We start from the raw sequence: 12,768 nt of genomic DNA, 5'->3' as shown, positions 1-12,768 counted from the left end.
GTGGGGCAGTGGGGCGGTGGGGCAGTGGATCTCAGCTTTGACCATGCCATGAACGCCACAGCGCGGCATAGCCGCCACCCGCGGACAGCAGCTCGTCGTGGGTGCCGAGCTCGGTGATCCGGCCGCCGTCGATCACGGCGATCCGGTCGGCGTCGTGGGCGGTGTTGAGGCGGTGCGCGATCGAGATCACCGTGCGGCCCTCGAGCACGCCCGCGAGCGAGCGTTCCAGGTCTCGCGCCGAGGTGGGGTCCAGCGCCGCCGTCGCCTCGTCGAGGACCAGGATGTCCGGGTCCGCGAGCACCAGGCGGGCGAGTGCGAGTTGCTGGGTCTGCGCGGGGTTGAGCTCCGTTGCGCCGCTGCCGACCTTGGTGTCGAGGCCGTCGGGCAGCGCCCGGGCCCACTCGGCCGCGGCGACCGCTTCGAGCGCCGCCCACAGCGCCTCGTCGCCTTCGCCGTGGCGGGCCAGTTCGAGGTTCTCGCGCAGGGTGCCGACGAAGACGTGCTGGTCCTGCGTCACCAGAATCGCGCGGCGGCGCAGGTCCTCGTGGGAGAGACGCTCGAGCGGGACCGTGCCGAGGGTCACTTGGCCGCGAGACGGGGTGCTGATACCGGCCAGCAGTCGGCCGAGCGTCGACTTGCCCGCGCCGGAGGGTCCGACCACGGCTAGGCGCTCGCCCGGACGGATCGTCAGGTCGATGTCGTGCAGGATCTCGTGGCCGGGGCGGTAGGAGAAGCCGACCTGGCTGGCGGCGAGCTCGGCGTGCTCGGCCGGGGGCGCCGCGTCGCCGCCGCCCTCGGCTGGGACGAGGCCGACGCCGAGCAGTCGGGCCAGGGCCGCGCCGCCGGTCTGGATCTTGTCGAGCCAGTCCATCAGCTGGTTGACCGGCAACGAGAGTTGCTGAACGTAGAGTGCGCCTGCGGTGATCTGGGCGACGTCGAGCCATCCGCGGGTGTATCCGTACCCGCCGACCAGAAGGATCAGGCCGACCGGCGCCACCAGCGCGAACTCCGCGACGGGGAACAGTCTCAGGCGCAGGCCGAGGGTGACCAGTTCGGAGCGGTAGCTCGCGCCGATCTCCGTGTCGGCCGCGTCGATCCGGGTCCGGCCCAGGCGCAGGGCCTCGATGGCGGCGGAGCCCTCGACGGTGGCGGTGAGCGTGTCGGCGAGCTGGGCGTAGCAGCTGTTCGTGTACAGATACGCGGCCATCGAGCGGCTCAGGTAGCGGCGCACCGCGAGGATGACGAGCGGGGTGGTGAGGAGGGCTGTGACGCCTTCGAGGGGGGAGAGGATGAACAGCGCGACCAGGGTGAGCAGCGCCGTCGCGCCCGCGTTGAGCACCGTGGGCACGCCTTGCTGCGCGGTCAGGCGCAGCCCTTCGACGTCCCGGGACGCGCGGCCCACCAGGTCGCCGGTGCCGGCTCGCTCGATCCTGGCCGACGGCAGGCCGAGCAGGTGCGTGACGAAGCCCTCCCGCGACCGGGCGAGCGCGGTCTCGCCGAATCGCTTCGCGGTCAGATAACCGACCTGGGCGAGCAGCGCTTGCGCGAGGACGCACAGCAGCAGGAGCAGGGCGAGGCGGTCGATCCGGCTGACGGACGCGCGCCCGAGAGCCTCCTGCACGATGTCGCCGAGGATGCGCGGTCCGATCAGGCCCACGACGGTCGCCGCGATCGAGGCGAGGAAGAGGCGGGTGACGAGGGGACGGTGCGAGCGAGTCAGGGCTCGTAGATGGCCGCGCAGTGCGGGGCCGTCCGCGACGGGAAGCGGTTCGGTGCTCACCGCAGTGCTCCTTCGTCTTCCTGGGCGGATTCGCGGGCGATGAGCGCACGGTAGGTGGGCTCGGCGGTCATCAGGTCGCGGTGGCCGCCCTCGGCCGCGCGGCCGCCGCGCAGGAAGACGACGCGGTCGCAGCGATCGAGGACGAGCGGGCTCGTGGTGAACACGACCGTGCCGCGAGCCTCCCGGTAGGCGGCGAGGCGTTCGATCATGCGTACTTCGGTCAGCGTGTCCACGGCGCTGGTGGCCTCGACGGCGATGAGGATCTCGGGGCCGGCCAGCAGTGCCCGGGCGAGCCGGAGCCGCTGGAGCTGCCCGCCGGAGAAGTTGCGCCCGGCGTCCGCGACCTCGCTCTCGAGTCCCTCGCCGAGGCCCTCGAGTACGTCGTCCGCAGCGGCCGCGTGCAGGGCGGCCTCGAGCTCCGCGTCCGTATGAGGCGTGGCGCCGGACAGGCTCGCGCGCAGCGTCCCGGGGAAGAAGCGGTCGCCGTTGCGCAGCAACAGGATCCGCTCCCGCACGGTCGCGAGCGCGAGCCGGTCGAGCGGAGCGGCCCCGAGGGTGACCGAGCCGTCGCGGTAGCGGGCGAGACGCTCGGCGAGCGGCGCCGCCTCGTCGGGATCGGCGCATACGATGCCGAGCAGTTCGCCGACGCGGATGCGCAGTCCGGTCTCCTGGTCGGTGAGGTCGGCGCCGGGCTCGGGCGGGTCGAGCGGCGTCTCGGGGTCGGCCACCACGGGTTCGAGCGTGATCAGTCCGAGGATGTGCGCGGCGGCGACCCGGGCCGCGGCGAGCGCCCCGATCGCCTCGCTGAAGATCGCCATCGGCAGGGTGAGGAACGCGGTGTACCCGTAGAACGCGACCAGCTGCCCGGCGCTGATCTCGCCGTGCGCCAGGTACGTCGCGGCCAGCCACGTCACCAGCACCGAGAGCAGGCCGGGGAACAGCACCGCCTGCCCGGCCATCAGCGCCTCGATCCGGCCCACCCGCAGCCCGCTGGTGAGCACCTCGCCGGACGTGCGCCGGTACCGCTCGGCGAACGCCGTCTCCCCGCCTATGCCGCGCAGAATCCTGATTCCCTGCGCGATGTCCACGGCCTGCCCGCCGAGTTCCGCCTGCTGCTCCCGGTAGCGCTCCTGGCGCCGTTGCAGCGGGCGCAGCAGCCACGCCGTGAGCGCCATCGTCACCGGAACGCCGATCAGCACGACCAGGCCGACCCGCCAGGAGGCGTCGAGCATGATGACGGCCACCACCGCGACCGTGACCGTGCTGCCGGCCAGGCGCGCGAGCACGTCGAAGAAGTTCGCCATCGACTCCGCGTCGCCGGCGCCGATCGCGACCACCTCGCCCGAGGAGATCATGCTCGGCAGCCCCGCGCCGACCCGTACGGCCTGACGGCTGAGCAGCTGCAGCACGATGTACGCGGCGGACAGCCAGTTCGTCACGGCGTTGTAGTGCCGCCGCGCCCCGGCGTACGCGATCACCGCGGCCATCCCCACGATGCCGAGGCTCCAGCCGAGCACCGCGGCTCCGTCGCGCGGCACCACGCCCCGGTCCACCGCGTGCCCCACCGCGGCCGGGATCAGGCCGACGCCCAGCATCCACACCGAGCCCCAGCCGGCGCCGAGCGCGATCGACGAGGCCTGGATGCGGGCGACCCAGAGCATGAACCCGTGCGGCGTGCGGGCCGCGTTCCCGGTCAGTGGCGGTATCCGCTCGTCAGGGAGCGGATAGGTGCGTGCCATCGCTCTTCTCTCTCTGATGGGGGGTCTTACTCATGGGAGGGTCTGCTCGGGAGGGTCTCGACCGCGATGCCCGGGCCGACCACCGGCCGCGAGCGCAGCCGGGGTGTGCGGTCAGCGGCGTAGCCGAGCAGTACGCCGGCGTGCACGGCCAGGATGCGGCTGCCGTCGGCGGCGCCGAGCGAAGTCCAGGGCTCCGGGTGGAGCGAAGGCAGCCTGCTGACGACGAAATCGTCCTCGGTGAGCCCGTAGAGCCTTCCGTTCACCGACGACAGCGACGTGAGCTGCGGGGTCTGCCCGATGTCAGTCCACTGTGCGTCCGCGCCGGACTTCGCCAGCGCTTCGAACGCGGTGAAATACAGCCGCCCGGCGCCGGTGGCGTAGAGGCCCTCGTGGCACGCGGCCAAGGTGGTGCAGCCTGCGGGCGCCATGCCGAGCGCGGTCCACGGCGCCGGCTCCGGCTCGGCGTCCCGGTAACGGATCTCTCCGCTGCGGTCGAGCGCGTAAAGACCCTGCGGAAGTCCGCCCATGGTCTCGCGAGGAGCGGCCAGCGCCACGGTCTCCAGCGCCGGCTCGCCTTCCACCGCCGTCCACGGGAGGTTCTGCGGGCAGATCTCGCGGGTGTACAGCGCCCCGTCCGCGTCCACGCCGTACAGCCGCGTCCCCGAGGCGGTCATCGCGGTCAGCTCCGGAGCCGGGCCGAGCGCCTCCCAGCGCGAGTCGTCGCGCGGCTCGGTGAACCGGCGCACCACGTTGTCCACGATGCGGTGCAGCACGGGGTCGCTGAGCTTTGGCCCCCAGCCGATGCTCCCGGTGTTGAACACGCGGCCGGCGCCGAGGTCGAACACGCCCACGGTGCTCTGCCCGGCCTGGCCGTACTCGCGCCAGTGCCGCAGATCGGCCGTGCCGAGCACGGTGAAGGACGGGGCAGTGCCGTCGCGGCCGGTGGCGCGCGGCACGCCGCCGACCCACTCGACCTCGGCCGCGTCCACCTCGTAACCGACCGCGCCGCGGCCGAAGCGGTCGCCGTCGCGCAGGCCGGTGCCGGCGAACACCCAGTGGTCGGCGAACGCGACCCGGTAGGTCTCGTGCGCGAAGTGCGCGAACGAGGTCCAGCATCCGGCGCCGCGGCGGAAGCCGAGTCCGGTCAGCGTGTTCTCCGGACGGTTGATCAGCGGGCTGGACCACTCGGTGGTGACCCGGCGCGGATCGGTGGCGGCGACGGGGTCGAGCACCGGATCGCGGTAGCAGACCATGGTGCGCCCGTCGTCCTCGAGCCGGATCTGCCACCAGCAGGTGTTGCCGCTCAGGATCGCCAGATTGCCGCCGCCGGTGACGAAGTCCTCGACCGCGTCGCGCATCTCCCAGGACCAGTACTCGTCGTGCCCGACGCACATCAGCAGCCGGTAGCCGCGCAGCAGCCCGGGCTCGCGGTGCAGGTCGATGTTGGAGCAGTAGTCGGCGTCGTGCCCGGTGCGCGCGAGCCAGCGCGCCACGTCCTCCTCCCAGCCCTGCGGATCGGGATCGGCGCCGGGCCGGTCGAAGGTCACCCGGTGCGCGCGGTCGGGCTGCTCGCTCCAGTAGATGCTCTGGCCCGGCTCGCCTCGGCGGTTGTACGCCTCCCAGGTCGTGAACGGGATCGAGACCAGGATGCGGGCCGCGGTGGCCGGCTCGGCCGCGCGCACCACGAACCAGACCGAGCCACCCTCGGGGCCGAAGTCGGCGCGGTAGAGGCTGCTCGGCCACTCGCGCGGAATACGAAGGCGGAGACACTCCTCCGCGACCTCGAAGGTGCCGCGCACCTCGTCCCGGGCGATGTCGACGATGCTCACGCTCCGGCCGGGCGGAAGCGGATCGGCTCCGGGCACAAGTCGGAACTCGAGTTCGCCACCCTGGATCACAGAGGTCGAGCACGCGTACGCGGCGTAGGTCATGGTCGATCTCCTCCTCGCCCGGCGAACTGTGCGAACCACGGCTCATCAGGCAGGCCGTCCGAGGCGTAGAGCGCGGCGAGCCCGTCGCAGGTCTCGAAGACGTATTGGTCGAGTGAGGCCTGGTCCTCGGCCTCGATGCGCAACGTCGCGACGCGCGACCCGTCGGCCTCGCGCGCTCGGCCGGAATCGGCGAAATCGTCCACGGCGACGACTCCGGGCAGCCGCTGCACCTCGGCGCGGCGCACCTTCGACCGGACCGGGCCGCTGCGCTGGGAGAACACCGGGAACAACGCGGCGGCGTGGCCGCTCGGGACCGATGCAAGGTCTTCCGGCTCGCGGCCGAGGGCGCAGCACAGCGACGCGCGCAGCAGGTCAGGGCCGTGCAGACGTTGCAGCAGCCGGTGCACGTGGCCGCCGACGCGCCCGTTGACCTCGATGACCTCCACCCGATCGTGCGTGACGCGCACCTCGGTGTGGGTAACTCGCCAGGTCACGCCGAGGGCGTCGAGCGCATGATCCACGCAGTCCAGCACGGCTTTGCGGCGCTCCTCGGGCAGCCTGCTCGGCCCGAGGCTGCCGGTGGTACTCACCGCGTTGCAGCCGTCGGGGCCGCCGCCCGGAGTGATCGAGACCGGCAGCTTGTCGAAGACTGCGACGTGATGACGGCCCGCCGCGGTCGAGACGGTCTCGACCGAGACGTGGTCGGCGAGCCACTCGACGCCCGAAGGATGCCGACCGGTCGGAATCAGCTGCTCGTAGAGCAGTCCGGACCAGGCCCGGCGGGTCCGCGCGACATCCTCGAGCCGCGCGGGGGAGTCGAGGAACGTCACGCCCGCTCCGCCGACGCCGCGACGAGGCTTGAGCACGCCCGGGAGGCGCAGTTCCGCGACCGCCGCACGCAGATCCTCGGGTGAGTCGACGCCGCGCGCCTGTATCCGGGTCGCGTCGGCGCGGGCGAGCAGTTCGCGTTGACGCAGCTTGTCCCATGCGGCCGGGTCCCGCCCGAGCGCCGTGTCCACCGCGTCGACGTACTCGTCGTTGAAGCACACCAGGCCGGCCAGATCCGTCGGCGGATGCTGGACCCAGTCCGCGTCCACCGTCAGGACTCTGTCGAAGAGGTCTTCCGCCGCGTCGAGCAGCTCTGGCTCGGCCGTGACGTGCTCGCGTCGTAACAAAATCACGACTTCGCAGACCCCGAGCGAAGCCCGGTAGAGGTCCGGCAGCATCGCGGCCCCGCCCGGGGCATAGGGAACACCGACCGACTCCGTCACGCCGCCGCCCCGGCGAAGGCGCGGACCGCGGCCGCGTCCATCAGCCCTCCGTAGAGCGGGCGGAAGCGCGCGCCGCGCGAGGCCTTCGGAGTGCGGGCGGCGATCCCCGCGGTCAGTACCCGCAGCCCCTGGTCCCGCGCGAACGCCATCGGCTGGTGATACAGCAGGCTCACGTACACGGCGATCCGCTCCGGCCCCTCCTGCCCGGTCAGGCCGATCTCCTGGAGGTGAAGGTCGAGCCCGCCGCGGCGGCGCAACGCGGTGAGATATCCGGCGCACCCGGCCGCTCTGGCTGTGAAGACGAGCACCTCCACCGACTCGAACGCGCACCACTCCTCGTAGCGCAGCTCCACGAACTCGGGATGGTCGGGTTTTCCCTTGCGGTCGTTGTGATCCGCGATCACCTCGGCCGCGTGCGACGCCACCGCGGGCCACGTACTGATCCCCGTCTCGACCTGAGCCTTCTCGATCAGCCGCCGATCGCGGTTCAACACCCCGCGCACCCGCGATCCCAGCGGTTCGGGCTCAGGCCCGAGGTGGTGCGAGAAGTCGGCCTCCTCGCCGAGGGCGACCCAGTGCACGAGGTCGCCGAGCGCCGCCGAGACCTGCGTGTGCGTTCCCTCGCCGACATAGGGAAGGCACAGGGCCTGCCCGTCGCCCGCCGCGCGCTGGGCCAGCTTCCGCAGGGTCTCGCGGATCCGAGCGTCCTCGACGTGCAGGTCCGCGCGCAGATCGGTGACGCCGCCGACGAACAGGTAGGAGCCTGGGACCTCGGACGCATCGAATCCCCAGGAGCGCGGGTCGTAGGCCGGGTCCGGCCAGCGGGGCGCGGTGGTGTGGTGGAACGGCACCGCGGCCACCAGTGTCCCGTCTTCGGCGGTGACGCTCAGATAGCCGGCCCGCCAGCGCCGGTCGGCCTCGAAGCGCAGCAGACGCTCGTGGCAGGTGGCCGGGACGACCTGCGCGCCGAGTGCGTCGAAGGCGCCCGCGTCCACACCGGCGAGGCTGTCGAGGAATTCGGCGTGCGTCACCGTTCGTTCCCCGGCGCGTACCTCCCGCGCAGCGCGACCCGGTCCGCCTTCCCGGCCGGGGTACGGGGAAGCGGCTCGTGGGTGACGATGATCTGCTCGGGGATCATCGGCCGGGGCAGCAGCCGCAGAGCGTGCTCACGCAGCCGGCGGCGCGTCACATCCGGCTCGGCCACCACGACCACGCCGAGGCAGGGCTGCTCCGGCTCCGCCGCGTCGAGCAGCAGGGCGACCACCTCGTGCACCCCTTCGCAGGACTCGAAGACCGACTCCACATGCCCGAGCTCGACCCGGTTTCCGTGCACCTTGACCTGGTCGTCGAGTCGGCCGAGGAACTCGAGACCGCCGTCCGGATGGAACCTGCCCCGATCGCCGGTGCGGTAGCAGCGCCGCGGTCCGTCGGGCGTCTCCAGGACCGGGAAGCGCTCCGCGGTCAGCTCGTCCCGGTCCAGATAGCCCTCGGCCAGACCGGTGCCGTACAGCACGATCTCGCCCTCCGGCTCCGCGAGCAGCAGTCCGGTCCCCGGCAGCGGGTCGCCGAGGCGTATCTCCTCGGCCGAGCGCACCAGGGTGGCAGTGGCGTAGATCGTCGTCTCCGTCGGGCCGTAGACGTTCCACAGCTCGGCGCAGCGGGGGAGCAGATCGGCGGCGAGGGACTCGGTCAACGCCTCGCCCGCGCTCCACAGTCTGGCGTCCGGCGCCCCCTTCCACCCGCAGGCCAGCGCGAGCCGCCAGTAGCTCGGCGTCGCCTGCAGCACGTCGGGTCGGCAGTCCTCGACGAAGTCCTGGAACAGCTCCTGGTCGCGCCGCGCCCCGGGCGGGGCCGAGACCATGCGGCCGCCGACGTAGAGCGGCAGCAGCAGTTCGGCGACGGAGATGTCGAACGAGAGCGCGGACAGGGCGAGCATCGACTCCCCGGGCGTGAGGCCGGGGGTGATCGGCAGCGCCGTCGTCCGGGCCAGCAGCGCCTCGTGCGAGACGACGACGCCCTTCGGCCGGCCCGTGGAGCCCGAGGTGTAGAGCACGTACGCGATCCCGCGCATGCCCAGGCGCGCGTCCGGCAGCCCGGGCACGGCCACCGACAGTTCGCCGTCCGGGTCCTCGCGCAGGACGGCGGCGACCCGCGCGTCCCGCAGCACGCCCTCGCGGTACTCCTCCGGGTACGTCGTCTCCACCGGCAGCAGCGCCCGCCGCGCCGAACCGGCCGCGAGCAGCGCCACGGCTCCGGCGTGCGCCGAGGCCGCCTCCGAGGCCACGAGCGAGCCCTCGGGTGTCAGCTCCCGTAGTTCCTCGGCGAGCCGTCGGGCGCGCTCGGCGAGTTCGCCGTAGCTCCAGCGGACCGCGCCCTCGACGGCCGGGGCCTGCGGGCTGCGCGCCGCGCGCCGAAGGATGTGTTCGGCGAGCGTGATCATCAGCTCTCCGCCGGGGGCAGTGCCGCGATCGCGTCGGCCAGCCCGCGCGGGCTCGGCTCGCGCACGACGTCGCGCAGCCGCACCGGGCGGCCGGAGGCCTGCTTGAGCTTCGAGACCAGCGTGAGCGCGGAGAACGAGCTGCCGCCGAGGTCGAAGAAGCTGTCGTCGATCAGCACGTCGTCGATGTCCAGCACGGAGCCGAAGACCTCGGCGATGGCCTCGGGAGTCATGGTCATCCTCTCGTTCGGGGGAAGCTCAGGCCCTTGTGGTCGTCGAGCTCGGCGTACTCGCCGAAGGGCAGCACCCAGGACGGCGTCATGTGGCAGATGTCCGCGTTGACCACGACCGGATAGGCCGCCTCCGGGACGTGCCGCTCCAGCGCGGCGGCGACCTCGGCGGCCCAGACCGGCGGGTCCAGCTGCGGATTGGCGCCGACGACCATGCCCGCGAGCCCGGTCAGGTCCGTCGCGGCGGCCAGGTCGCGGATCAGCGTGTCTACCGGCTGGTCCTGCACCTCGGTCACGTCCCAGAACAGCAGCACACCGCGGTAGTCCAGCTTGAACCGCTCCACGACCTCGGGCAGCTGGGAGATCTCCCCGCCGAGCAGCGGCCCCGCGCCGCGCCCCGGCCGCAGCCAGGTCCAGCCGCCGGGATGGTCGCGCACCCGCGGCACGGCCTCGCTCGCCGGGTCGTGCCAGGAGGTGGGCGGCGCCGCGCGGTCGCCGAGCGGCCGGCACTCGAGCGGCGCTTCGACGCCGAGCGCGCGGGTCAGGCTCCGTATCGTCTCGGGGAAGGGCCCGCCCACGTCGCCCAGGTGGAACATGAGCGAGCAGCCGTAGTAGGAGCCGATGCCGAGCCCGGCCAGGTACTGGTGCAGGAAGACGGTGTCGCAGAACCCGATCAGCGGCTTCGGATTCGCCTTGATCACCTCGGGGTCGAGCAGGTCGAGCAGCTCGAGGCTCCCGGTGCCCGAGTCGGAGATCAGCAGCGCGTCGACCTCCGGATCGGCGAACGCCTCCATCAGGTCGGCGGCCCGCTCCCGCGGAGTGCCCGAGGTGATGCCGTCATCGGACAGGCCGTGGGCGTGCGGGCTGTACCCGACCTCGAATCCGAGCGCGGTCAGCGCCGCCTCGGCGCGCTTGCCTCGCTCCGGCACATGGTAGAGGGTGGGCATACCCGGGCTGACGACGCGCAGGCGGTGGCTCGGCAGAACCGGGCGGGGTGGTTCCACGGGGTACACGGTCGGTGGTTCCTTCGTGCTCGGGAGCTCGCGGACGAATCAGTAGACACCTTCGACGGCCTGCTCGCCATCCACTTCCCGGTACGGCGCCACGCCCGTCACCCCGTCCCAGTCGAACCACGGGTGCGGCCCCACCCGGATCGCGCTGTCACGCTCGAGCAGGTTGGGCAGGAACAGGTCCTCGAGCAGCGTCGTGGTCAGCACCCGGCCGCGCCGGCCGAGCGGCACCTCGTTCCACGGGTCCTCGGGCTCCACGATCCGCATCGTCGCGGTCGGCCCCGGCAGGTAGTAGCAGCGCGGATCCTGCGGCGCCACCGGGTCGGCCAGCAGCGCGTGGCCCACCAGCGTGTTGCCGTACGTGTCGATCCAGCGCACGCCCCTGAGGTACTCGGACTGCAGGAAGGCGACCTCCTCGGCCGTGCACGACGTGCCGCCGGTGCACACCGCCCGCACCCCGTAGTCGGACAGCGGCTTGCCCAGCGCCAGCACCAGCTCCATCAGCAGCTTCGAGGTCGTGTACAGCAGCGAGGGGCGCAGCCGGTCCAGCAGCACCTCGGTCTGCTCGACCAGGTGCGCGATGTACCCGGACGCGGTGCCGACCCGCTGCAGCTCCGCCTTGACCCAGCGCGGGTCGAAGTCGATGAAGCCCACCGCGCCGTGCCAGCGGTCCGCGAGCCGCGCGACCAGGTGCGCGTACTGATGCGGGCCGGCCGGGGTCATGGCCACGATGTCGCCGCCGTCCACGCCGCGGATGTCCAGCATCACGCGGTACACGGTGATCTCGTCGTCGAGCTTGGAGACGTTGACGACGCGGCACGGCTCGCCGGTCGTGCCGCCGGTCTCGAAGATCCGGAACGGTTTGCCGTACAGGCCGCGCGGCAGCAGGTCCCGGGGCGCGGCGGCGCGCAGCCGCCTCTTGTCGAAGAACCCGAACAGGCGCAGCGAGTCGTAGTCCACGATGTCGCGCAGCGGGTCGAAGGGCAGATCGGCCCGCTGGGAGAGCCAGAACGGCGATCCGGTCTCCTCGGAGAAGTGCCAGTGCACCATCCGCAGCGTCCACTCGTCCAGATCCTCGGCCAGCACCGGGAACCGACGCTTCATCTCCTCGAGCGGGGTCTGCGACAGGGCGTCCGAGGCGAGGAAGATACCGGAGTCGTTCATGTGCTGGTGCCCTCTTTCGGTTCCAGATCGGTGGCCGGGGTGTAGACGAAGCGCGAGCGCTCGACGACCGCGGCGGTGAGCTCGGGCCCGGCCGCGCAGATCGCGGCGAAGGGGAACGGGAGCTCCAGCGCCAGCAACGCGTGCGGGGCGTCGGCCGTGCCGGGGTCCGCGAGGTGCACCAGGGTGGGTGCGAGGTACGCGCCGGCCCCGTCGAGGTGCACCAGGTCCCGGTTGGTCACCCGGCGGTCGGCGGCGCCCGTGCGCTCCTGGACGAGCTTCGCGAACGACTCGGCGCGCGCGGGGGCGACCGAGGCCTGCGGGAAGTCGGCGTCCACCGCCGGGATGCTGATCGCGTCGAGCCGGGCCGCCAGGGCCTTGGCGATCGGCTCCGGATCCCCGACGCACAGCACCGTGCACACGTTCTTGCAGAACCGGCCGCTGTTGGCCGCGATCAGCCTGGCGAGCCAGTCGGCGGCGGCTTCCGGGTCCGCCGCGATGTCGGCCGGCACGAGGGCCACGCCGCGGCCGGCGCCGCGCAGGTCGAGCTTGTCTTCGACGGACCTCGTGCGCTCCAGCCGGGCGGAGATCTCGTCGCCGCCGAACACGACGTGGTGGTCGGTGGCGTCCAGCAGCGCGTCGAGCGCCTCGGCGTCGCAGGGGTAGAAGCCCAGGCGCTCGGCCGGCCACCCCGCGGCGAGCAGGGCCGCGGCGAAGCGCACCGCGGAGACGGGTTCGCGGCGCGACGGCCTGATCCACACCTCGTCGGCGCTCAGGACGGCCTCGGCCACGGCTTCCAGACAGGTGAAGGTGTTCGCCGGCAGGACAATCAGTGCCCTGCGTATCCGCGCGTCCGGCGGCCGCAGTCGGCCGACGCAGTCCCGCAGCATCTCCCCCCAGCGTTCGCTGAGCGCGGGGGGCAGGCCGACGATCTCCCGCATGGCGGCGTGGAACTCGGCCGGGCTCTGGGTGTCGAGCGGGCCCAGGTCCACCGGCCGGTCGAGGAAGAGTGCGATGGCCTCGTCCAGGATGCGGCGGCGGGCGGCCTGGTCGAACCGGGGCTCGTCGGCCGGCCGCGCGGCCCTGGCGTCGGTGGCGATCATCAGGCGCGGGCTGAGCGAGAGGCGCCAGTGCGCGGAGCCCGGAACGTCGATCACGTCGCGGCTCGGCTGCCACGCGCCGCGGCGGAAGAGGGGAATCGTGAGCACG

Annotated in this window: 10 protein-coding genes; all 10 read right to left on the bottom strand. The window is 72.6% G+C overall.

Annotation, left to right across the window (positions count from 1 at the left end):
- Positions 1-31: 31 nt before the first annotated feature.
- From KDL01_RS16760 to KDL01_RS16715, 10 genes are read right to left on the bottom strand one after another with little or no spacing between them, the layout of a single operon-like run.
- A complete protein-coding gene (locus KDL01_RS16760) occupies positions 32-1,780 on the bottom strand; it encodes an ABC transporter ATP-binding protein (protein WP_212529441.1) in 1,749 nt (582 codons plus the stop codon).
- Positions 1,777-3,519, bottom strand: coding sequence for an ABC transporter transmembrane domain-containing protein (locus KDL01_RS16755; protein ID WP_212529440.1), 1,743 nt, complete (start codon positions 3,517-3,519; stop codon positions 1,777-1,779). Before KDL01_RS16755 ends, KDL01_RS16760 begins: the two co-directional genes overlap by 4 nt.
- Before the next feature lie 26 nt (positions 3,520-3,545).
- A complete protein-coding gene (locus tag KDL01_RS16750) occupies positions 3,546-5,450 on the bottom strand; it encodes a N,N-dimethylformamidase beta subunit family domain-containing protein (RefSeq protein WP_212529439.1) in 1,905 nt (634 codons plus the stop codon).
- On the bottom strand, positions 5,447-6,721 hold the full coding sequence (locus KDL01_RS16745) for an ATP-grasp domain-containing protein (protein ID WP_212529438.1): 1,275 nt from the start codon (positions 6,719-6,721) through the stop codon (positions 5,447-5,449). Before KDL01_RS16745 ends, KDL01_RS16750 begins: the two co-directional genes overlap by 4 nt.
- On the bottom strand, positions 6,718-7,752 hold the full coding sequence (locus KDL01_RS16740) for a hypothetical protein (protein WP_212529437.1): 1,035 nt from the start codon (positions 7,750-7,752) through the stop codon (positions 6,718-6,720). The genes KDL01_RS16745 and KDL01_RS16740 overlap by 4 nt, the downstream gene beginning before the upstream one ends.
- Positions 7,749-9,161 (bottom strand): AMP-binding protein, encoded by a 1,413-nt coding sequence (locus KDL01_RS16735; protein WP_212529436.1) that lies wholly within the window; start codon positions 9,159-9,161, stop codon positions 7,749-7,751. The genes KDL01_RS16740 and KDL01_RS16735 overlap by 4 nt, the downstream gene beginning before the upstream one ends.
- Entirely contained in the window at positions 9,161-9,391 is a 231-nt protein-coding gene (locus tag KDL01_RS16730; RefSeq protein ID WP_212529435.1) for a phosphopantetheine-binding protein, read from the bottom strand. The genes KDL01_RS16735 and KDL01_RS16730 overlap by 1 nt, the downstream gene beginning before the upstream one ends.
- Before the next feature lie 2 nt (positions 9,392-9,393).
- The gene (locus KDL01_RS16725; RefSeq protein WP_212529434.1) at positions 9,394-10,392 is read right to left on the bottom strand and encodes an LD-carboxypeptidase; all 999 of its coding nucleotides are present in this window, start codon (positions 10,390-10,392) and stop codon (positions 9,394-9,396) included.
- Between the two features lie 48 nt (positions 10,393-10,440).
- A complete protein-coding gene (locus tag KDL01_RS16720) occupies positions 10,441-11,562 on the bottom strand; it encodes a phenylacetate--CoA ligase family protein (RefSeq protein WP_212529433.1) in 1,122 nt (373 codons plus the stop codon).
- Positions 11,559-12,767, bottom strand: coding sequence for an aldehyde dehydrogenase family protein (locus KDL01_RS16715; RefSeq protein ID WP_212529432.1), 1,209 nt, complete (start codon positions 12,765-12,767; stop codon positions 11,559-11,561). The genes KDL01_RS16720 and KDL01_RS16715 overlap by 4 nt, the downstream gene beginning before the upstream one ends.
- Position 12,768: the final 1 nt, after the last annotated feature.

The sequence above is a fragment of the Actinospica durhamensis genome (genome assembly GCF_018139695.1).
Taxonomy (GTDB): domain Bacteria; phylum Actinomycetota; class Actinomycetes; order Streptomycetales; family Catenulisporaceae; genus Actinospica; species Actinospica durhamensis.
The sequence above is the reverse complement of the archived record's forward strand: the minus strand, read 5'-3'. Positions and strand labels throughout refer to the sequence as shown.